Origin of the sequence: Vagococcus sp. CY53-2 (assembly GCF_022604695.1) — a bacterium.
Lineage (GTDB): Bacteria > Bacillota > Bacilli > Lactobacillales > Vagococcaceae > Vagococcus.
Map to the genome: position 1 here is coordinate 140,760 of NZ_JALAHP010000002.1, position 20,201 is coordinate 160,960.

Below are 20,201 nucleotides of genomic sequence, written 5' to 3' on the forward strand. Positions count from 1 at the left end.
ACAGAATAGTTCATTTTTTTATGATTAAGTGAATAAAAAAACAAAACAACTATTGACAAATAAAAGATATTATCAAACCAATATTTATACTATATATAGTGTTTTTAAATCTTTTGTAACAAAAATATATACTATATATAGTTGAAAAAAGACTTTCGTTGGGATAAGATATTAATTGAATATATTAAGGGAGTTAGATGATAATGATAGAAACAGCAGAACCAAGCGAAAAAATGAGCAAAATATCAGAAGAAATTGATACGATTAATGTCATTAAAAGAGATGGACGTACGGTTGATTTTGACATTGCAAAAATAACAGCGGCACTACTGAAAGCAGAAAATAAAATAAATGGTCCAATTGATGATTTATCTATTAGAAAAATTGATGAATTAGTATTTAAAATTGTTTCTGAGATTACATCTCGTTTTTCTAAAGATGTGAAAATTTATGAGATTCAAAATATCGTCGAACATATACTTCTTGAAAATCGTGAATATTCTTTAGCTCAAGAATATATAAATTATCGAACTAAGCGGGATTTTGAACGAGCAGAATCAACAGATATTAATGTGACAATTGAGAAATTACTAAATAAGGATCAACGTTTAGTAAATGAAAATGCGAATAAAGATAGTGATGTATTTAACACCCAAAGAGATTTGACTGCAGGAATTGTTGGAAAATCAATCGGTTTGAGAATGTTGCCTCCCCATGTGGCAAATGCTCATCAGAAAGGTGAAATTCATTATCATGATTTAGACTATCATCCCTATTCACCTATGACAAATTGTTGTTTAATTGATTTTGAGAGTATGTTGAATAATGGATTTAAAATTGGAAATGCTGAAGTTGAGCCTCCTAAGTCAATTCAAACGGCAACAGCACAAATTTCACAAATTATTGCTAACGTAGCATCTAGCCAGTATGGTGGCTGTTCAGCTAATCGAATCGATGAGTTTTTAGCACCATTTGCGAAAAAAAATTATGAAAAACATTTAGAAGATGCTAAGCAATGGATAGATGATGAGTCTAAACACGATGAATATGCAAAACAAAAAACAAGTAAAGATATTTATGATTCTATGCAAAGTTTAGAGTATGAAATTAATACATTATTTACTTCTAACGGCCAAACGCCATTCACTTCATTAGGATTTGGTCTTGGAACGGATTGGTTTGAGCGAGAAATTCAACGAGCAATTTTTTTAAATCGTATTAAGGGGCTTGGAGGAGAACATCGTACAGCGATTTTCCCAAAATTAATTTTTACGATTAAAGATGGTGTTAACTTGAAACCAAGTGATCCAAATTACGATATCAAAGAGTTAGCGTTAGAATGTGCGACTAAAAGAATGTATCCTGACATATTGAATTACGATAAAATTGTTGAGTTAACTGGTAGTTTTAAAGTACCAATGGGATGTCGATCATTTTTACAAGGTTGGAAAGACGAGACAGGCAAAGAAGTTAATGCTGGACGTATGAATTTAGGCGTAGTGACATTGAATTTGCCACGCATCGCGTTGGAAGCTAAGGGTCACATAGAAACATTTTGGTCAATGTTAGATGAGCGTTTATCTATTGCTAAAGATGCTCTGATTTTTCGTGTGAAAAGATGTAAAGAAGCAGGACCAGCTAATGCGCCTATTTTATATATGTACGGTGCATTTGGCAATAGATTGAACAAAAATGAGTCAGTTGATGAATTATTTAAAAATAAACGAGCAACTGTATCACTTGGTTATATCGGGTTGTATGAAGTGGCTTCATCATTTTTTGGTGGAGAATGGGAAGATAATCCTGAAGCAAAAGAATTTACTTTAGAAATATTGAAATATCTAAAACAACATACTGATGCATGGGGCGATGAGTATGGTTATCACTTTAGCGTATATTCAACACCTAGTGAAAGTTTAACGGATCGTTTCTGTCGTTTAGATAAAGAAAAATTTGGGGAGATTGAACATATTACAGATAAAGAATACTACACAAATAGTTTTCACTATGATGTGAGAAAAAATCCTACGCCATTTGAAAAATTAGATTTTGAAAAAGATTACCCTAAATATTGTTCAGGAGGGTTCATTCATTACTGTGAATATCCAGTCTTGCAACAAAATAGAAAAGCATTAGAAGCGGTGTGGGATTATGCTTATGATAAAGTTGGGTATTTAGGTACTAATACCCCAATTGATCATTGTTATGAATGTGGTTTTGAGGGGGATTTTAACCCAACTGAACGTGGTTTTGAATGTCCACAATGTCACAATAATGACCCAAAAACATGTGATGTAGTAAAACGAACATGTGGCTACTTAGGTAACCCACAAGCAAGACCAATGGTTCATGGTCGTCATAAAGAAATTTCATCACGAGTAAAACATATGAAATAAAAAAGAGTATCACACTCTTTTTTATTTTTTAAAGGAGTATAGAAATGAGAAATCCAAAACCAAAAGAGTGGGACTCTGCTAAATATAGTAAAGGATACATTGCTGACTATAAACCCTTTATGTTTGTAGATGGAGAAGGTGTTCGTTGCAGTATTTATGTTAGTGGTTGTTTATTTGCTTGTAAGGGATGTTTTAATCGAGCCATCCAAAATTTTAGATATGGAACACCTTATACTAACGAACTAGAAGATAGAATAATAGAGGATTTATCACATGATTATGTACAAGGATTAACATTACTTGGGGGAGAACCTTTCTTAAATACAGAAGTATGCTTGTCATTAGTTAAACGTGTTAGAAAAGAATTTGGTCACACAAAAGATATTTGGTCGTGGACAGGCTATACATTTGAAGAACTCTTGGAAGAAACAGATGATAAATTAGAATTACTGAGCTATGTGGATGTGTTAGTTGATGGTCGATTTGAGTTGGAAAAGAGAGATTTAAGTTTGCAATTTCGAGGAAGTAGTAATCAACGAATTATCGATGTCCCACAATCCCTGGTTGAATCTAATGTGGTGATTTGGGAAAAATGTTTAGATAAAGAAGCCTATTTCCGTTGAAATGGATGAATGCGTATAGTATTCATCTTTTTTTTATGATTTTATCCTTAAAAAGTTAAAAGTATTTGTGATAATTAACGTATCAAACATTAGGGGTGGGTCATATGATAGTCTCAGTTAATTTATTTCAACAACAAACACCAGAAGTACAGCAAAAAATAGCGGAACAACAAAAAGTAATGGAACATTTATATCCAATATTAAATGATGTGCCAACGTTAGTATTTTTTACTGATGATAGTCAAGTGGATTCTTTATTTGAGCAACAGTTTATCCAGCTGAATGACCAACCAAGTATTTTATATAGCCATGATGAACAAGATTATCAAACATTAATTGAAGGAATAGGAGCAATTGTATTAACTGCAGATAAAGTGGATAATACACAAATGATGTGTCAATCCTTATTAACAAAAGTAACTGATAATCAACGTGTTGTATTTGATGGTTGTGACGATATACTTAAATTAGTGCTGAGTGGGGATAGTAAGCCTTATGCCATTTGTGTACAAGAAAATAGATTGTCAAATCTTCTTTCGTTATCAAAAGAGACTATTTCAACGATGTTGCCCTCAGAAATTATGACAGATCCATTATTTGAGGATGTTCCGTTTGTTTTTATTTATAATGAAGCAGGTATTGGTTATCTCAATCATACTGACGAATTGTATGATGTCTCTATTGAACACTTGGACGTTAGCAAATTAAATCATACTGGTATGTTATTAGGATTGGCTAAAGGATTGAGTGATGAGGAAAAATCGACAGAAGAAATTGTAACAGACGGGATTGTTTGTGCGATTTCTGCTATAGAAAATCAGGATGTTGTATTTGACAAACATTTTTATAAAGATAAAATAAATGTGATTAAACTAGCATGAAAGGGGCTTACTAGCCTCTTTTTTTTGTGTTAAGGAATATAATACTCTTGTTTAATCTTTGTTTTAATAACATAATTAACACCCCAATTTTTCATTTTTACTTAATCAGATGGAATCATTTTTGCTTCGTTTGGTTTAATAAACGTTGACGATTTCTTTTGTTTACTTGATAGGTTTATTGAAAAAAATGAGCATATATCTTAAAATTAAAAAAATGTCAGACTTTTTCAATGAATTAATTCTCATCTTTTTATATTTCGGTTAAAAATGTTATACTAAAGTTAATGAAATTAAAAAGAGGTGACTAGTTTGTTAGATAAACAAGAAGAATTATTTTTAAAAGAATTAACAGATGCAAAAGGCGTACCTGGTAATGAAACACAGGTGACAGAACTATTTAAAAAATATGCTGAGCCATATGCTGATAAATTATTGTTTGATGGGTTAGGTGGGATTAATGCACGTCACATTGGTGAAAAGGAAGGCCCACGTGTCTTAATTTCTGGTCATATGGATGAAGTTGGATTTATGGTGACTAAAGTCACTGATAAAGGCTTTATTGAATTCCAAACATTAGGTGGTTGGTGGGGACAAGTCATGCTGGCTCAACAAGTGACTATCACAACATCTAATGGAAAAGAAATTCATGGTGTAATTGGTTCAAAACCACCACATGTTTTGTCTGCTGAAGCAAGAAAACAACCATATGATATTGCAGATATGTTTATAGATATTGGCGCAACAAGTAAAGAAGAAGCAAATGAGTGGGGCATCAAACCAGGAGATATGGTGACGCCTTACATTGAGTACAAACGATTAAATGATTCAAAATATTTATTAGCAAAAGCATGGGATAATCGTATTGGAACGGCCGTGTCATTAAAAGTACTAGAAAATTTAGCTAAAGAAGGTCATCCAAATATTTTATTTGCAGGAAGTAATGTACAAGAAGAAGTTGGATTACGTGGTGCCAGAACAAGTACTCATTTAGTTAATCCTGATATTGCATTTGCTCTTGATACAGGGACTGCAGGAGACACACCAGGTATGACACCAAAAGAAGCGGATTCTGTGTTAGGTGAAGGACCACAAATTTTAATTTTTGATGCGTCAATGATTCCACACAGAAAATTGCGTGATTTTGTCATTGATGTGGCAGAAGAACTGGATATTCCATTCCAATATACTGTTATCACAGGTGGAGGAACAGATGCTGGAATGCAACATTTAACACGTAATGGCGTGCCATCACTTGCGATTACAGTGGCAACTCGTTACTTACATTCGCACACATCTATTATTCATGAAGATGATTATTTAAACACTGTTAAATTAGTGACAGAAGTAGTGAAACGATTAGATGCTGATAAAGTAAAAGAATTAACATCTTACTAAATGAAATGAACAGGTACGTAAAAGTATCTGTTTATTTTTTATAAAGAACAAAATTGTTTTAAAAAATGATTTTTATTGAATGATTTTAGGAATTAGTTGATAATATTACCAAAGTATTTGTATCTTTTATTGACTAGTCGTAGGATAATATTGTATGGAAAGGAAGTCGTATTATGGATATCACTGTATTAGGCTATTGGGGAGGTTACCCTTATCAAGGGGAAGGTACAACATCATACCTTGTTCAATCAAATGATTTTTCATTGTTATTAGATGCTGGAAGTACAACACTTGTTAGGTTAGAGGAAAAGTTAGATCCTTTGACGTTAGATGCTGTTCTTTTGACTCATTATCATCATGACCACATGGCAGATTTAGGCGTTTTACAATATTTACGCCAATTAAAACCAACAAAACCTGTGGAAGAATTGCTGATATATGGTCATACTGAAAATATGGAAAAATTTAATGAGCTAACCATGACAGGTATTTCAAAAGGTATTGCCTATCATGAAACACAAGAGCTTGAACTGGGTCCATTTCTAATAACGTTTAAACGTACGGTTCATCCTGTTCCTTGTTTTGCAACAAGAATTGTCGAAAAAAGTACAGGCAAAGTGTTTGTGTTTACGGCAGATACAGGCTATTTGGAAGGGCTATCTGATTTTTGTCAAGAGGCTGATTTGTTAATTACTGATACTTATTTTTTAGAAGGTAATGAGCATCATAAAGCTCATCTAACAACCAAAGAAACTGGTGAATTAGCTAAACAAGCTAATGTTAAACAAGTAATCATTAGTCATTTAAATCAATCCCTTGATTTAGATGAAGTTTTAAAACAGACTCAATATTATGCTGGAGATATTCCAATTCAACTTGCAAAAATTAATTTAAATAAGACATTATAAGGAGATGTATCGATGATTTATGTATCAAATGAAGAAATAACAGACCCACGTATTAACTTAGCTATTGAGACATTTTTATTACAGGAAATGCCAGTAGATGAGCCAATTTTATTATTTTATATTAATGAGCCATCAATTATCATTGGACGTAACCAAAATACGATTGAAGAAATTAATATGGATTATGTTGAAGATAATGGTATTCATGTGGTTCGTCGATTAAGTGGTGGGGGAGCAGTTTATCACGATGAAGGAAATTTAAACTTTAGTTTTATTATGCCAGATGATGGAGAATCCTTTAGAAATTTTGCGAAGGTGACTCAACCGATTATTGATGCCCTTCATGAGCTAGGAGTTGAAGGAGCAGAATTAAAAGGAAGAAATGATCTAGTCATTGACGATAAAAAATTCTCAGGAAATGCGATGTATGCAACAAATGGTCGTATGTTTGCTCATGGAACATTGATGTTTGATAGCGATGTGAATGAAGTTGTAAATGCATTAAAGGTGAGAAAAGATAAGATTGAGTCAAAAGGAATTAAATCAATTCGTTCTCGTGTCACTAACATCAAACCTTTTTTATCTGATGATTACCAATATATGTCAACAAAAGATTTTAGAAAAGAAATTTTATTAAAAATCTTTGAAACAACAGATATTAATGATGTAAATGAATATAAATTAACAGAAGAAGACTGGAAAAAAATCAATGCTATTTCTGATAAATTATATCGTAATTGGGATTGGAACTACGGTCGTTCGCCTGAATTTGATATTGTACGACGTAAAAGATACCCAATTGGTTCAATTGAAGCAAAAATGAATGTATCCGATGGTGAAATTAAAGAGATTCGTATTTTTGGTGATTTCTTTGGATTAGGTCAAATTGCTGATGTGGAAGATATTCTTACTGGAATCAAATATGACAAAGAATCAATATCAAAAGCTGTTGAAAAAATTGATGTTAAAAAATACTTTGGAAATATTGAAGTAAGTGATTTAATTGAATTATTGTATTAAATAAAAGACGTGCATCTCATTAGGAGATGCACGTTTTTTATTATTAGCATTATTTAGTTGATTCAGTGGTTTCTTCTTTACTAGATTCAGTTGATTTAGATTCTGAGGATTTACTTGTTTTAGAATCTGAAGATTTACTTGTTTTAGACTCTGATGTTTTGCTATCACTTGTTTTTGTTTCTTTTTGTGGTAAGTATGGTGTTAATATATTTTTATACTGATTATCTTTAATATTTACATTTGCTTTTTCTAATTCTTTTCCAATAACTTCTTGTTGGAAAGTAGGATCAGATATTTTAGTTTGTTCAAAAATGTCTTTTAATTCTTTTTCATAAGGTTTGTAATCATTACCTTTTTGTTTATTTTTAACCATTTTTACAATGTAATAAACATCTGTACCAGTTTGTTGGTTTTGAACAGTGATTAAATCAGATACCTTACCGTCTTCTAATTTGTATGCAGCTTCTTTTACTTCAGTAGGAACTGTTACACCAGCAGGATCAGTTGTAGCAGTTGAGTCAAACTTCACTTTACCACCATCTTCTTTAGTGACAGTATCTTGAGAGTCACTTTTCGCTACTTTAGCAAAATCATCACCATCATTGATTTTTTTCAATGCTTTTTCAGCGTTTTCTTTAGAGTCAAATGACATAATTTGAGTTTCTACTTGTGGGTGATATGTTTTCCAAGTTTCTTTAAGATCAGCATCTGTTACTTTGATGTGAGATTTCAACATTTCTTTGAAGGCCAAACTTTGTTTAATATTATCTTTAAATTGTTTAGCTGTCATGTTGTTTTGTTTCAGTAGGGCTTCAAAAGATTTTTTACCACCATTTTGTTTTTCATAAGTAGAGTATTGTTTATCAATTTCTTTTTGGTCAACTTTACTACCGTAATCGTCTAAAGTGATTTTTTGAATAATCATGTTAACCAATGTTTCAGATGAAGTAGGGCTTTTCTTCAATTCATCGAAAAATTGAGTATCAGTAATTTTTCCACCTTTCATTGTAACGATATCTTTACCGCCAGAACAACCTGCTAAAGTAATCATACTTAATAGCGCGACAGCGGCTAATTTTAATTTTTTGTTTTTCATGTTAATTCTCCAATCTAGTTTTCAATAAATATTATGGATGATTCATAAGCATGTTTATTATTATACCATAAAAAGAATGAAACTAAATAGTTATCTAAAAAGTTAATAATAATTTATAAATAATTTAAGACTTTATTGTTCAAGAGTGTCTTTAAATTCAGTGATATCTTGTTCAATTTTTGCTAATTGTTCTTTGATTTGTTCGATCCTTGGTTTGGCTTTAAATTTAAATTTTTTAAGACTTTTTAATGTTTCTTGTTCAAAGACAGGTAATAATTCTTGTGATAAGGTTACTAATTGATTAGCTTGTATTTTGGTAGTATCAATTTGATTACTTAGTGATAGAAGAAAATTGATATCTGTTTCTATTTTATTAGTGATTGATTGTTTGGTTTCTTTTCCAGATCGTGGAGCTAGTAAGAGAGCAGCCCCCCCACAAATAGCTCCTCCGATTAAAAAGCCTTTAATAAATTTTTTTCCTGAAAAAGAGTTATTTTTCTCTTTTTTTTTCATTTTTAAATCTCCTTGTTAATGGACTGAGCAATGGATAGCATATCTTCTTTTGAGTATTTTGAACCATTATCTGCAAAGGTCATTGAAAAATCGTCCTCTTTCCCATATCTTGGAATAAGATGGACATGTGAATGAAAGACACTTTGATAAGCCGCTTCTTTATTATTATTAACCATATTTAATCCAACCATATCGGGGAAGGCTTGTTCAATAGCACGTGCAATTTTAGGGATTCTAGTAAAAACATCTGATGCTAACTTCTCATCATACTCAAAAATGTCAGTAACATGTTTTTTTGGAATCACCAAAGTATGTCCTTTAGTGGTCTGAGTAATGTCTAAAAAGGCATATACCATATCATCTTCATATACAGGGTAACTAGGTATTTCTTTTTCTATTATTTTGCAAAAAATACAATCAGTCATGCTTTGTTCCTCCTATGTTTATTAGCTTTCTGTTTTAGTGTAACATTATCACAATTGAATGAAAAGCTAGGACAATGAATATTAAAATAAGTAAGTAAACGAACGATATATGATATAATCAGTCTAGTATATATTGGAGGAAAAATAATGAGTTTAAAAATAGAAAATCTAACAGGAGGCTATGGTCATGTTCCTGTTTTAAAATCAGTTAATTTTGAAGTGAAATCTGGTGAGATGGTTGGGTTAATCGGTCTTAATGGCGCAGGTAAAAGTACAACCATAAAACATATTATTGGGTTACTTAATGCACAAAAAGGAAAAATTACCATTGATGATGAGACCATTTTTAATGCCCCTGAATTTTATCGAAAAAAAATAGGCTTTATACCAGAAAGTCCAATATTGTATGATGAATTGACATTAAGGGAACATATTGAAGTGACGGCGATGGCGTATGATATTCCTAAAGAAGAAGCTTTAAAACGTGCGGAGTATTTATTAAAATTATTTCGTTTAGAAAATAAATTAGATTGGTTTCCCACTCACTTTTCAAAAGGAATGAAACAAAAAGTTATGGTATTGTGTGCTTTTTTAACAGAGCCAAGTTTATATATCATAGATGAGCCATTCTTAGGCTTAGATCCATTGGCTATCAATGCTCTTCTTGAATTGATGAATGAAATGAAACAACAAGGTGCTGCTATTTTGATGTCCACTCATATTTTAGCTACAGCTGAAATATATTGCGATCGTTTTGTGGTCTTGCATAATGGTGAAGTTAGGGCGAATGGGACAATGGAGGAATTACGTGAGGAGTTTAATTTACCAGATTCTTCTTTAGATGATATTTATTTATCTCTTACTAAAGAGGAGGGGAAATAATGGCAGAATTTTATAAATTACGTCTTACTAAACATCGAAAAAAAATGCTTCGCTATTTAAAATATGTGATGAATGATCATTTTATTTTAATTTGTATGGTTGGACTAGGAGGTTTTGGTTATTACTATTCCGAATATTTAAAAACATTGACTCCATTGGTTACGTGGGTACCTTTTATGGTGCTGCTGCTTTGGATTATCAGTCTATTTATTGGACGATTGAGTACCTTGATGCAAGAAGCAGATATGGTATTTTTACTGCCAAAGGAAAGAGCGATGATGACTTATTTGAAACAAAGTTTAAGATATTCGACTATTTTACCAATGATTAGCTTATCTCTAATTGTCGGAGTGACGTTTCCTTTAGTAGCGGCAACAACATCGGTGACTCTTTCTATGGCATTATTCATAATTGCAAGCTTGATTTCATTAAAATATGCAGATTTATGGATACAGTTAGAGTCACTTTATCTTAATACAGAGAAAAAGGTGATAACGCATCGATTTGTATGGTGTATTGGAGCTTTAATTGGTCTTTCTTCAAGTTTATTTTTATCATTTTATATTGGAACAGTCATTTCAATTATTGTGAGTACCTTGCTAGTGGTATTAGCAAAACAAACGTTAGAAATAAGTCAATTGAATTGGGAAAAGAGTATTAACATGGAGAGAAAAAGAATGAAACGAATTTATTCATTCTTTAATTTATTTACGGATGTTCCGGGCTTGTCATCAGATGTTAGAAGACGGAAATATTTAGATGGCTTACTGAATAAAGTTAAGAAAACCTCAGAGAATACTTATCTTTATCTGTATGCAAGAGTTGCTGCAAGAAGTTCTGAGTATAGTAGCTTAACATTACGATTGGTTGCTGTAGGCGCGATTCTTTTATTTTTTACTCAGTCATTTTGGTTAATGGCTATACTAGGTAGTTTGTTTATCTATTTGTTGGGATTTCAATTAATTCCAATGTATCATGCATTCGACTATATGTTGATGATTAAGCTGTATCCTGTTTCTCCTAAGAAAAAATCTGGTGCAGTTTTATCTATAATAAGAAGTGTATTAATTATCATGACAATTATTTATGGCATAATTGTGTTGATTGTATTACCTAATAAAGTAGAGGCAATGCAATTATTTGGGATATTTGTGGTGGTATGCTTAGTATTCTCGTGGGGGTATCTTCCTTTGAGACTAAAAAAAATTGAAAAAAATGCAAATAGATGAAAAACTTTAATAGAAATGTGTTATACTAAATTTTCGTAATCCCGTAGTGGAACAGTGGAATGATGGTAAAAGTGAGTAAAGGACAGTTATGGAGAGTAATAGACATGTTTAATTTTGATAAAAACTGGAATCTCCAACCAATAAAAGGAGATACCGGGAAAGCTTATAAAGGTATGAAAGAAAATGAGAGGGTCTTTATTAAGCGTAATTCTACTCCTTTTTTAGCCGCATTATCTCGTGAAGGTTTGACGCCGAAATTACTTTGGACAAAAAGAACAAGTAATGGGGACATATTAACTGCACAAGAATGGTTAGAAGGACGACAATTAGAGGTAGATGAACTCCCTGAGAGTGAAGATGTTGCACATATGTTGCGTTATCTTCATCAATCAGAGTCATTAAAATCAATGCTTAAAAGAATGGATGGTGCAGAAAAATCAGTCTTTGATTTTTTGAAAGATTATATAACTGATTTACCTAAGGAATTGAAAAACGACGATTATTTAATGCGTATTTTTCGTTATTTAGAAAATCACTTACCATCTTATGCATCAGTTGAATTTGTTGCGTGTCATGGAGATGCTATTCATAATAATTGGATGTTAGCATCAAATGGAGAATTATATTTGGTTGATTGGGATTATTCTGTTTTAGCTGATCCAGCTTATGATTTGGGGACTATATTAGGGCAATATGTTTCTAGAGAGGATTGGCCTAATTGGTTAGAAATGTATGGTATACAAGTTGATGATGAAGTGTTGGAGCGTATTAATTGGTACGCAGGCATGAACTTGTTGCAGCAAATTAAAAGAAGTTATTATCGAGAAGAATACAAACAAATGTCAAACTATGTTTCATTATTAAAAAAATTATATGAGGTATGAGTAGCTCTTTGACTTAAAAGTCAAGGGGCTATTTTATAGAGAAAGGAATACGTTATGCGATTAAGAAACAAACCAGGTGCAATGGAGACAATTAAAGACAATCCACAATATATTTTAACTGATGGTAGCTTGTGGAAAGGTAAATGGCAAGAACGTTTTGCAAAAGAACAACCCATCCACATAGAAGTGGGGAGTGGAAAAGGGCAATTTATTGTCGAAATGGCAAAAGCTCATCCTGATATTAACTATGTTAGTATTGAACTGCAAACAAATGCTATGATTTCAGTATTAGAAAAACAATTAGTTGAGCAGTTACCTAATTTGCAATTATTATTAGTCAATGGAGCAGATTTAACTGATTTTTTTGAAGAAGGTGAAGTGTCTCAAATTTATTTGAATTTCTCTGATCCATGGCCAAAGAAGAAGCATGCTAAAAGACGGCTAACGTATAAAACATTTTTAAAAACCTATGAAACTATCTCAAAGTCAGGTGCACAACTTCACTTTAAAACGGATAATCAAGGTTTATTTGAATATTCATTAGCTAGTTTGTCTCAATATGGTATGGTTTTAAATCAAGTGTGGCTTGACTTGCATGGTAGCGATTATGAAGGCAATATTATGACAGAGTATGAAGAAAAATTTTCTTCGAAGGGACAACCAATTTATCGATTAGAAGCAACTTTTAAAGAGAAATAGTAAAAACATCTTTGCGGATAAAAAAACGCAAAGATGTTTTTATTTTTCTCTGATGAGAAAAGATAGTTGAGTAATAATAGATGAGGTAAGTTGTTCTTTTGGTGTTTGGCAATCATAAAACAACCAATTTTTAATGACGCCTGTCACAGCAAATGCATAAAAATCAGCCGTTTCTTCAAGTTTGATTTGTTTTATCGTTTCTTTTTTTTGATGGGTGATTAGGTATAAAATAAATTGTTGTAGTTGAGTCGATAACTGAGCATCAAAAACATAGGATTCTAGTAGCGTCTTTTGGTAAAATAATTTATTTTTTTCGAAATAATCAACCAATCGTTTAATAATCACTGTCCAGTGATCATAGTTGATAAAATGCTCCACAATTTCAGTGAGTTCTTGTTGATAAATCCAAATAATCAGATCTTCTTTGTCTGTAAAATGATCATAAAAGGTTTGTCTACGATATTCAGCATGAGACATAATATCTTTGATGGATATTTTTTGATAGGGAGTTGTCTTTAATAAATCTTTTAACGAATAGGCGATGACTTTTTTTGTGATTAAAGAACCAGTTGACGCCATGAGAGACCTCCTTTAGTTGACCTTGTCTATAGAATAACAAGCTAAAACGAAAAAGACAAATATGATTCATTTTTGAAAGCGGACACATTTTCAAAACTGTCCATTACGAAGAAAGCCTTTTCTTTATATAATACAGACATAGATAAGAAAACGGAGGAAGCGACGATGAAAAAAATAATTAATCAAACAGATGATATATTAAATGAAATGCTTGAAGGACTCTCTTACGCTTATAGTGATTTAGTAACACGAGTTCCAGGAACAAACGTTATTGCTAAAAAGACTATTTCTGGTAACAAAGTCGGTGTCGTAAGTGGTGGAGGAAGTGGTCATGAACCTGCACATGCTGGATTCGTTGGAAAAGGAATGCTGAGTGCCGCTGTTTGTGGAGAAATTTTCACATCACCTACTCCAGATCAAGTACTAGAAGGAATTAAAGCAGCCGATGATGGTGCTGGAGTATTACTTGTCATTAAAAATTATTCTGGTGACGTGATGAATTTTGAAATGGCAAAAGATTTAGCCGAAATGGAAGGCATTGAAGTTGAAACAGTTTTAGTTGATGATGACATTGCGGTTGAAGATAGCACATACACAGCTGGAAGACGTGGTGTTGCTGGAACTATTTTCGTTCATAAAATTTTGGGTCATGCCGCAGAAAATGGTAAAACATTAGCTGAGATAAAAGAAATCGGGGACAAATTAGTTAAAGACATTAAAACACTAGGTGTTGCTTTAACCGGTGCAACAGTTCCTGCTGTAGGGAAACCAGGATTTGTTTTAGAAGAAGACGAAATTGAATTCGGTGTGGGAATCCATGGAGAACCTGGTTATCGTAAAGAAAAACTACAATCATCAAGAAAACTAGCTGAAGAATTAGTTGGGAAACTAAAAGATGAATTTAACTGGAAATCTGGTGATAAATATGGTGTGTTAGTGAATGGTTTAGGTGGAACACCATTAATGGAACAGTTTGTTTTCATGAATGATGTGAAAGCGCTATTAGAAGAAGATGGATTAATTGTTGACTTCAAAAAAGTTGGTGATGTGGTGACATCAATTGATATGGAAGGATTATCGTTAACGATGATTCACCTAGATACACCTGAATGGACAGAAGCATTGAAAGCACCTGTTACAACAATTGCGTGGTAAAAAGGAGAAAATTGTATGGAAGCAGAGAAAATTATAAATTGGTTACAACTTTTTACAGATAAAGTTGGCGAAAATAAAGCGTATTTAAGTGATTTAGATACACCAATCGGAGACGGTGATCATGGTGCTAACATGGCTCGTGGAACGAGTGAAATGATGAAAGTTATCGAAGAAAAAAATCCAGAAACACCAACAGATGTCTTTAAGTTAGCGGCTATGACATTGATTAGTAAAGTCGGTGGGGCTTCTGGTCCTTTATATGGTTCTGCTTTTATGGGAATGACAAAAGCATCAATGAAATCAGATGATTTGGTGACAATTTTAGAAGGTGGCATGAGTGAAATTCAAAAACGTGGCAAAAGTGAGCCAGGCGAAAAAACAATGCTTGATACTTGGTCACGTGTCATTGAATCCCTCAAAGACGGTTCTTTAACAGAAGAAAAAGTGAAAGAAATTGCCGAAGAAACAAAAGAGATGAAAGCAACAAAAGGACGTGCCTCTTATTTAGGTGAACGTTCAATTGGACACATTGATCCAGGTGCTATGTCAAGTAGTTACCTATTTGAAGCTATGATAGAAGTAGGAGTGAAATAGATGAGTTTAGGAATCGTATTAGTATCACATGTATCAGAGATTACAACAGGTATTACTCGTTTAATCAAAGAAGTAGCCAAAGATGTTTCGATTACAACAGCTGGCGGTTTGGAAGACAACGGTATTGGAACTAGTTTTGATACGATTATGTCAGCATTTGAAGAAAATGAAGCAGACACTATCCTGGCTTTTTATGACTTAGGAAGTGCTAAAATGAACTTGGAATTAGCAATGGACATGACAGATAAAAATGTCATTTTATATGATACAGCATTAGTGGAAAGTAGTTATACAGCGGCCGCGTTAATACAAGCTGGTGCTGATTTAAAAACCATTGAAGAACAATTAAGCGAATTAAAGGTAAAATAACTAGGGGGAAAAATCATGAGAAAAGCATTTATTAGTCCATCAAAATATGTACAAGGCGAAGATGAATTACTGAACTTAGGTTATTATGTTAAAACATTTGGAAAGACAGCTCTTTTAATCGCACATCAAGATGATATTAATCGTGTGCAAGAAAAACTAGACAAGACAGCAGAAAAATTTGGTATCACATTTATTCCAAGTCATTTCAATGGGGAATGCTCACGTGGTGAAGTAGCAAGGTTACAAGCATTTGCTAAAGAAAATGAAGCCGATTGTGTGATTGGTTTAGGTGGTGGTAAAGCCATTGACACATCAAAATGTGTAGCTGAAGGAGATCACTTAATTATCGTGCCAACTATTGCTGCAACTGATGCACCAACAAGTCATTCAGCTGTTTTATACACTGAAGATGGTGAATTTGATGACTATGCTTACTTTAAACAAAGCCCAAGTGTGGTCATGGTTGATACAACGATTATTGCTAATGCACCAACCAGATTTTTAGTATCAGGTATGGGGGATGCGTTATCAACATTATTTGAAGCTCGTGCAACAGCGAATTCATTCTCAAATGTTAATGCCGGTTTACCAAATGGGTATGTGACAAAAGAAACAGCTCCTGCTAAAAATACGATTGCAGCTTACACATTAGCTAAAGTATGTTATGAGACATTACTTGAAAATGGCTACAGTGCCAAAATAGCATGTGACAATAACATCGTGACACCAGCGTTAGAAAATATTGTTGAAACCAATATTTTATTATCCGGTTTAGGATTTGAAAGTAGTGGTTTAGCTGCTGTTCATGCAATCCATGATGGATTAACTGCTTTAGAAGGAACTCATTCATATTTCCATGGCGAAAAAGTTGCCTTTAGTGTGATTTGTCAATTAGTCTTAGAAAATGCCTCACAAAAAGAATTACATGAAGTACTTGATTTTAGTTTATCTATTGGCTTACCAGTTTGTTTAGAAGACATTGGCGTAGAAAGCATTACGTTTGAAGAAGCAATGGAAGTGGCTAAAAAGGCTTGTATTCCAGAAGAATCAATTCACTCTATGCCTTTCCCTATTGTTGAGGAAGAAGTTGCGGCTGCCATTATTGCAGCAGATAAGATTGGTCGTGATTACAAAGCGAAACATAAATAATGATTTAAAGGTTTCAAACAGCCAGAATGCTCTATGATCTGGCTGTTTATTGTTTTATATACTTATGTTAGACTAGGGAGGAAAAAGAAGAAGGGGGGATGTTATGACGCGGATTATCAATAAACCAAACGATACTGTTTCACAAGTTTTAAATGGTGTGGCATACATTCATCAAGATATCTTACAAAGAATTCCTAAAACAGGTATATTATTACGAAAAAGCAGTATACCAAACAAAGTTTCAATCATTAGTGGTGGGGGAAGTGGCCATGAACCAGCACATTTTGGGTATATTGGAGAAAATATGCTTGATGCTTCGGTGAGCGGCCCCGTATTTATTCCACCAACAGCTGAAGAGGTATTTAAAGCCATTCAGAAAACAGATCAAGGTGACGGCGTTTTATTAGTCATAAAAAACTTTGAGGCTGATGTCAGTAATTTTTTACAAGCAGAAAAGCAAGCGAAAGACGCGGGTCATAAGGTTTCTCACGTGATTGTCAATGATGACTGTTCAGTTGAAACCGGAAGTTTTGAAAAAAGACGTCGAGGTGTTGCTGGAACTATTTTTGTACATAAAATACTGGGAGCGGCAGCTAGTGAAGGGAAAACATTAGATGAATTAGTTTCAATAGGAGAAAAAGTCATCAACTCAATGAATAGTCTAGGGGTGGCTTTGTCAAGTGGGACAAGTTTAACTGGAGAAACGTCTAACTTTACCTTAGAAAAAGATATGATTTCCTTTGGTATTGGCATTCATGGTGAAGAAGGATATCGAAGTGAACCCTTTCATTCGTCAGAACACTTAGCCAATGAGCTATTAAATAAATTACTCGTTCAGTATGATGATCATACTAATAAAAGATTTGCAATCCTTATAAATGGTTTGGGTACAACGACGGTAATGGAGCAGTATGTTTTTTCAAATGATGTCAAAAGGCTGTTAGAGTTAGAGGGTGTAACGGTTGTTTACGCTAAAACAGGAAATTATATGACATCAACTGATATGGCTGGAATTTCGTTGACTCTTTTAGAAATTATCGAAGAAAGTTGGTTAGAGTATCTCGAAAAACCAACTAATGCTTTTGCTTGGTAAAAAATTAATTATTTGAAAAAAAGGTTGTATTTAAATGAAACTTATGATATATTAATAAGCGTAGTATATTTGATTCGTTTTAGGAAAATTAACGTTCTGTTTACATTTCTCCTATTAAGCGTCACATTTATTGCAACAAAATATGCGTATATGATTACGCGATAATAAGGAGGAAACACAACATGGCAAACGGAACTGTAAAATGGTTTAACGCTGAAAAAGGTTTTGGTTTTATCACTCAAGAAGGTGGAGAAGATGTATTTGCACATTTCTCAGCTATCCAAGGTGACGGATTCAAAACTTTAGAAGAAGGTCAAGAAGTGACTTTTGATGTTGAAGAAGGTCAACGTGGACTTCAAGCAACTAACATCGTTAAAGCTTAATCTAACTTTTAATTAAACAAAACCACTTAAGTTAATTCTTAAGTGGTTTTTTATTTGTTTGAATCAAATGGCTTGTCTATCACCATACTAAGGGCTAAACCGATGCTAATCATTTTATCCATATTTACAATAAGTCCTTGGATTAAGTCCTTGGATTTTATCAGGAGAAAAGTGGATCTGTTCAAAGTGGCACGTAGAAAGATTGAGTGAATCAAGAGATGTATTTAACCAGGTTGTATTTTCAAGAGTACAATCATCTATTTTAAGTTGTTTCCAAGTGGTATCAGAAAATTCAGATGATAATGGATTGCAAGATAAAAAATGTGTCAGGCGTATTTTAGAAAAATTAAATGGTGTATGGGGCATAGTACAGTTGGTAATTGACAATGGTTAAGATGGGAATTAACCCCATAGATGACACTCTTTAAACATAACACGATGGAAGGAGCTGTTCATCCTTTCTGATAGATATCATACATAATGTTTAGAACAAGTATAGAATACTACGTTATTAAATGATAAAAAAGTTGTTGACTTTTTTGTTTGATTCTTATACAATTAAGAAGTTGAGAAATTAAAGCAGAAGCACCCGCTTCTCGCCTTAACAATAAAAAATTGTTGGGCTAGATAACGTTTAGTTTTGATATAATATCAAATACTATTTTGGTGCGGGGTCTTTATTTGTAAAGAGCTCGTTTTTTTCTGTGTTTTTCTCTAAAAAATTCGGAGGTGAATGACCATAGCAAAAGATAATATGGTGAATGACGGCATTCGTGCAAGAGAACTACGTTTAATTGCAGTAGACGGAGAACAGCTAGGTGTTAAATCTAAAGTAGAAGCTTTAAGAATTGCTCAAGAAGCAAATCTTGATCTTGTTTTAGTATCACCAAATGCTAAACCACCAGTTGCAAAAATTATGGATTATGGAAAATTCCGTTTTGAGCAACAGAAAAAGGAACGCGAAGCCCGTAAAAAACAAAAAGTCATTAATGTGAAAGAGGTTCGTTTGAGCCCAACAATCGATGTCAATGATTTTAATACCAAATTGCGTAATGCGCGTAAATTCCTTGAAAAAGGTGATAAAGTGAAAGCTTCTATCCGATTTAAAGGTCGTGCGATTACCCATAAAGAAATTGGTCAGAACGTCTTAAATCGCTTAGCAGATGAAACAAGTGATATCTCAGTTGTTGAGCAAAAAGCGAAAATGGATGGTAGAAGTATGTTTATCATGCTTGCACCAAAAACAGATAAGTAGGTAAGAATCTGAGGAGGAAAATAACATGCCAAAAATGAAAACACACCGTGGATTAGCAAAACGTGTAAAACGTACTGGTGGTGGAGGTCTTAAAAGACATCGTGCATTTACTAGTCACCGTTTCCATGGAAAAACTAAAAAACAACGTCGTCAATTACGTCGTCCAGCAATGGTATCAAAAGGCGATTACAAACGTATTCGTCAACAATTGACTCGCATGAAATAATTTTTAGTTCCTGATAATAGCTAAAAATATATATTGAAATAATGAACAACTCAAGGAGGAATTATCATGGCACGTGTAAAAGGTGGAACAGTAACTCGCCAACGTCGTAAAAAAGTGCTTAAGTTAGCTAAAGGCTACTATGGCTCAAAACATACATTATATAAAACAGCAAAAGAACAAGTGATGACTTCTTATACATACGCATTTAGAGATCGTCGTCAAACAAAACGTAACTTCCGTAAATTATGGATTGCTCGTATTAACGCAGCAGCTCGTATGAATGGTTTAAGTTATTCTAAATTCATGCATGGTTTAAAATTAGCAAACATTGATATGAACCGCAAAATGTTAGCTGATATTGCTATTCATGATGCAGAAGCATTTACAACATTAGCTGACCAAGCAAAAGCTGCTTTAGCTAAATAATAAGAGTTATTAATCTAGAGA

General features: G+C 33.1%; 24 protein-coding genes and 1 other annotated feature. Of the genes, 20 read left to right on the top strand and 4 right to left on the bottom strand.

The window, feature by feature from the left end; translation table 11 throughout:
- The first annotated feature begins 203 nt into the window (after nucleotides 1–203).
- From nrdD to MN581_RS04535, 6 genes are all read left to right on the top strand, one after another.
- Nucleotides 204–2,396: an anaerobic ribonucleoside-triphosphate reductase gene (nrdD, locus tag MN581_RS04510; protein ID WP_117972502.1), complete on the top strand. Its 2,193-nt coding sequence runs from the start codon at nucleotides 204–206 to the stop codon at nucleotides 2,394–2,396.
- Nucleotides 2,397–2,440: 44 nt separating this feature from the next.
- Nucleotides 2,441–3,019, top strand: coding sequence for an anaerobic ribonucleoside-triphosphate reductase activating protein (gene nrdG / locus MN581_RS04515; RefSeq protein ID WP_117972503.1), 579 nt, complete (start codon nucleotides 2,441–2,443; stop codon nucleotides 3,017–3,019).
- 104 nt (nucleotides 3,020–3,123) lie between these two features.
- Entirely contained in the window at nucleotides 3,124–3,900 is a 777-nt protein-coding gene (locus MN581_RS04520) for a hypothetical protein (protein ID WP_241699276.1), read from the top strand.
- 309 nt (nucleotides 3,901–4,209) lie between these two features.
- Nucleotides 4,210–5,295 (top strand): M42 family metallopeptidase, encoded by a 1,086-nt coding sequence (locus MN581_RS04525; protein ID WP_117972505.1) that lies wholly within the window; start codon nucleotides 4,210–4,212, stop codon nucleotides 5,293–5,295.
- A gap of 173 nt (nucleotides 5,296–5,468) precedes the next feature.
- The gene (locus MN581_RS04530; RefSeq protein ID WP_241699277.1) at nucleotides 5,469–6,203 is read left to right on the top strand and encodes an MBL fold metallo-hydrolase; all 735 of its coding nucleotides are present in this window, start codon (nucleotides 5,469–5,471) and stop codon (nucleotides 6,201–6,203) included.
- A 12-nt stretch (nucleotides 6,204–6,215) separates the two neighbouring features.
- Entirely contained in the window at nucleotides 6,216–7,223 is a 1,008-nt protein-coding gene (locus tag MN581_RS04535; RefSeq protein WP_117972507.1) for a lipoate--protein ligase, read from the top strand.
- Between the two features lie 49 nt (nucleotides 7,224–7,272).
- Here the strand turns inward: MN581_RS04535 and MN581_RS04540 are convergent, their stop codons facing one another.
- From MN581_RS04540 to MN581_RS04550, 3 genes are all read right to left on the bottom strand, one after another.
- A complete protein-coding gene (locus MN581_RS04540) occupies nucleotides 7,273–8,319 on the bottom strand; it encodes a peptidylprolyl isomerase (RefSeq protein ID WP_241699278.1) in 1,047 nt (348 codons plus the stop codon).
- 132 nt (nucleotides 8,320–8,451) lie between these two features.
- On the bottom strand, nucleotides 8,452–8,832 hold the full coding sequence (locus tag MN581_RS04545) for a YtxH domain-containing protein (RefSeq protein ID WP_117972509.1): 381 nt from the start codon (nucleotides 8,830–8,832) through the stop codon (nucleotides 8,452–8,454).
- 2 nt (nucleotides 8,833–8,834) lie between these two features.
- A complete protein-coding gene (locus MN581_RS04550; RefSeq protein ID WP_241699279.1) occupies nucleotides 8,835–9,257 on the bottom strand; it encodes an HIT family protein in 423 nt (140 codons plus the stop codon).
- 147 nt (nucleotides 9,258–9,404) lie between these two features.
- Here MN581_RS04550 and MN581_RS04555 point away from each other — a divergent pair, with 147 nt between their 5' ends.
- The 4 genes from MN581_RS04555 (at nucleotide 9,405) to trmB (ending at nucleotide 12,951) form a co-directional block, all read left to right on the top strand.
- Nucleotides 9,405–10,139 carry an ABC transporter ATP-binding protein gene (locus MN581_RS04555; RefSeq protein WP_117972511.1) on the top strand — a complete coding sequence of 245 codons (735 nt, stop codon included), beginning with the start codon at nucleotides 9,405–9,407 and terminating at the stop codon, nucleotides 10,137–10,139.
- Complete coding sequence (locus MN581_RS04560) at nucleotides 10,139–11,368, top strand: ABC transporter permease (RefSeq protein WP_117972512.1); 1,230 nt, start codon at nucleotides 10,139–10,141, stop codon at nucleotides 11,366–11,368. The genes MN581_RS04555 and MN581_RS04560 overlap by 1 nt, the downstream gene beginning before the upstream one ends.
- Nucleotides 11,369–11,472: 104 nt before the next feature.
- On the top strand, nucleotides 11,473–12,252 hold the full coding sequence (locus MN581_RS04565; RefSeq protein ID WP_117972513.1) for a phosphotransferase family protein: 780 nt from the start codon (nucleotides 11,473–11,475) through the stop codon (nucleotides 12,250–12,252).
- 54 nt (nucleotides 12,253–12,306) lie between these two features.
- Nucleotides 12,307–12,951, top strand: a complete 645-nt coding sequence (gene trmB / locus MN581_RS04570; protein ID WP_117972514.1) for a tRNA (guanosine(46)-N7)-methyltransferase TrmB — start codon at nucleotides 12,307–12,309, stop codon at nucleotides 12,949–12,951.
- 39 nt (nucleotides 12,952–12,990) lie between these two features.
- Here trmB and dhaS read toward each other — a convergent pair whose 3' ends face one another.
- Complete coding sequence (dhaS, locus tag MN581_RS04575; RefSeq protein ID WP_117972515.1) at nucleotides 12,991–13,530, bottom strand: dihydroxyacetone kinase transcriptional activator DhaS; 540 nt, start codon at nucleotides 13,528–13,530, stop codon at nucleotides 12,991–12,993.
- A 165-nt stretch (nucleotides 13,531–13,695) separates the two neighbouring features.
- On the opposite strand from dhaS, the gene dhaK reads away from it, so the two are divergent.
- The 10 genes from dhaK (at nucleotide 13,696) to rplT (ending at nucleotide 20,180) form a co-directional block, all read left to right on the top strand.
- Nucleotides 13,696–14,685, top strand: coding sequence for a dihydroxyacetone kinase subunit DhaK (dhaK, locus tag MN581_RS04580; RefSeq protein ID WP_241699280.1), 990 nt, complete (start codon nucleotides 13,696–13,698; stop codon nucleotides 14,683–14,685).
- A gap of 15 nt (nucleotides 14,686–14,700) precedes the next feature.
- Entirely contained in the window at nucleotides 14,701–15,279 is a 579-nt protein-coding gene (gene dhaL / locus MN581_RS04585) for a dihydroxyacetone kinase subunit DhaL (protein ID WP_241699281.1), read from the top strand.
- Nucleotides 15,280–15,648 (top strand): dihydroxyacetone kinase phosphoryl donor subunit DhaM, encoded by a 369-nt coding sequence (gene dhaM, locus MN581_RS04590; protein ID WP_117972518.1) that lies wholly within the window; start codon nucleotides 15,280–15,282, stop codon nucleotides 15,646–15,648.
- 15 nt (nucleotides 15,649–15,663) lie between these two features.
- Nucleotides 15,664–16,797, top strand: coding sequence for a glycerol dehydrogenase (locus MN581_RS04595; protein WP_241699282.1), 1,134 nt, complete (start codon nucleotides 15,664–15,666; stop codon nucleotides 16,795–16,797).
- Nucleotides 16,798–16,900: 103 nt separating this feature from the next.
- The gene (gene dhaQ, locus MN581_RS04600) at nucleotides 16,901–17,890 is read left to right on the top strand and encodes a DhaKLM operon coactivator DhaQ (RefSeq protein WP_117972520.1); all 990 of its coding nucleotides are present in this window, start codon (nucleotides 16,901–16,903) and stop codon (nucleotides 17,888–17,890) included.
- Between the two features lie 182 nt (nucleotides 17,891–18,072).
- The gene (locus MN581_RS04605) at nucleotides 18,073–18,273 is read left to right on the top strand and encodes a cold-shock protein (protein ID WP_071456381.1); all 201 of its coding nucleotides are present in this window, start codon (nucleotides 18,073–18,075) and stop codon (nucleotides 18,271–18,273) included.
- A gap of 202 nt (nucleotides 18,274–18,475) precedes the next feature.
- On the top strand, nucleotides 18,476–18,667 hold the full coding sequence (locus MN581_RS04610) for a hypothetical protein (RefSeq protein WP_158559372.1): 192 nt from the start codon (nucleotides 18,476–18,478) through the stop codon (nucleotides 18,665–18,667).
- 177 nt (nucleotides 18,668–18,844) lie between these two features.
- Nucleotides 18,845–18,981, top strand: a sequence feature (ribosomal protein L20 leader region).
- 25 nt (nucleotides 18,982–19,006) lie between these two features.
- Nucleotides 19,007–19,528 carry a translation initiation factor IF-3 gene (infC, locus tag MN581_RS04615; RefSeq protein ID WP_117972522.1) on the top strand — a complete coding sequence of 174 codons (522 nt, stop codon included), beginning with the start codon at nucleotides 19,007–19,009 and terminating at the stop codon, nucleotides 19,526–19,528.
- 25 nt (nucleotides 19,529–19,553) lie between these two features.
- Nucleotides 19,554–19,754 carry a 50S ribosomal protein L35 gene (rpmI, locus tag MN581_RS04620; protein WP_071456384.1) on the top strand — a complete coding sequence of 67 codons (201 nt, stop codon included), beginning with the start codon at nucleotides 19,554–19,556 and terminating at the stop codon, nucleotides 19,752–19,754.
- A gap of 66 nt (nucleotides 19,755–19,820) precedes the next feature.
- Nucleotides 19,821–20,180 (top strand): 50S ribosomal protein L20, encoded by a 360-nt coding sequence (gene rplT / locus MN581_RS04625; RefSeq protein WP_071456385.1) that lies wholly within the window; start codon nucleotides 19,821–19,823, stop codon nucleotides 20,178–20,180.
- Nucleotides 20,181–20,201: the final 21 nt, after the last annotated feature.

Excerpts from the sequence above, each read along its gene's own strand:
- dhaM (WP_117972518.1), top strand. The coding sequence starts at position 15,280 with ATGAGTTTAGGAATCGTATTAGTATCACATGTATCAGAGATTACAACA.
- MN581_RS04605 (WP_071456381.1), top strand. The coding sequence starts at position 18,073 with ATGGCAAACGGAACTGTAAAATGGTTTAACGCTGAAAAAGGTTTTGGT.
- nrdD (WP_117972502.1), top strand. The coding sequence starts at position 204 with ATGATAGAAACAGCAGAACCAAGCGAAAAAATGAGCAAAATATCAGAA.
- MN581_RS04520 (WP_241699276.1), top strand. The coding sequence starts at position 3,124 with ATGATAGTCTCAGTTAATTTATTTCAACAACAAACACCAGAAGTACAG.
- infC (WP_117972522.1), top strand. The coding sequence starts at position 19,007 with ATGACCATAGCAAAAGATAATATGGTGAATGACGGCATTCGTGCAAGA.
- MN581_RS04530 (WP_241699277.1), top strand. The coding sequence starts at position 5,469 with ATGGATATCACTGTATTAGGCTATTGGGGAGGTTACCCTTATCAAGGG.
- MN581_RS04545 (WP_117972509.1), bottom strand. The coding sequence starts at position 8,832 with ATGAAAAAAAAAGAGAAAAATAACTCTTTTTCAGGAAAAAAATTTATT.
- dhaK (WP_241699280.1), top strand. The coding sequence starts at position 13,696 with ATGAAAAAAATAATTAATCAAACAGATGATATATTAAATGAAATGCTT.
- MN581_RS04540 (WP_241699278.1), bottom strand. The coding sequence starts at position 8,319 with ATGAAAAACAAAAAATTAAAATTAGCCGCTGTCGCGCTATTAAGTATG.
- MN581_RS04535 (WP_117972507.1), top strand. The coding sequence starts at position 6,216 with ATGATTTATGTATCAAATGAAGAAATAACAGACCCACGTATTAACTTA.
- rpmI (WP_071456384.1), top strand. The coding sequence starts at position 19,554 with ATGCCAAAAATGAAAACACACCGTGGATTAGCAAAACGTGTAAAACGT.
- trmB (WP_117972514.1), top strand. The coding sequence starts at position 12,307 with ATGCGATTAAGAAACAAACCAGGTGCAATGGAGACAATTAAAGACAAT.
- MN581_RS04550 (WP_241699279.1), bottom strand. The coding sequence starts at position 9,257 with ATGACTGATTGTATTTTTTGCAAAATAATAGAAAAAGAAATACCTAGT.
- MN581_RS04595 (WP_241699282.1), top strand. The coding sequence starts at position 15,664 with ATGAGAAAAGCATTTATTAGTCCATCAAAATATGTACAAGGCGAAGAT.
- MN581_RS04555 (WP_117972511.1), top strand. The coding sequence starts at position 9,405 with ATGAGTTTAAAAATAGAAAATCTAACAGGAGGCTATGGTCATGTTCCT.
- MN581_RS04565 (WP_117972513.1), top strand. The coding sequence starts at position 11,473 with ATGTTTAATTTTGATAAAAACTGGAATCTCCAACCAATAAAAGGAGAT.
- MN581_RS04560 (WP_117972512.1), top strand. The coding sequence starts at position 10,139 with ATGGCAGAATTTTATAAATTACGTCTTACTAAACATCGAAAAAAAATG.
- rplT (WP_071456385.1), top strand. The coding sequence starts at position 19,821 with ATGGCACGTGTAAAAGGTGGAACAGTAACTCGCCAACGTCGTAAAAAA.
- dhaS (WP_117972515.1), bottom strand. The coding sequence starts at position 13,530 with ATGGCGTCAACTGGTTCTTTAATCACAAAAAAAGTCATCGCCTATTCG.
- dhaL (WP_241699281.1), top strand. The coding sequence starts at position 14,701 with ATGGAAGCAGAGAAAATTATAAATTGGTTACAACTTTTTACAGATAAA.
- nrdG (WP_117972503.1), top strand. The coding sequence starts at position 2,441 with ATGAGAAATCCAAAACCAAAAGAGTGGGACTCTGCTAAATATAGTAAA.
- dhaQ (WP_117972520.1), top strand. The coding sequence starts at position 16,901 with ATGACGCGGATTATCAATAAACCAAACGATACTGTTTCACAAGTTTTA.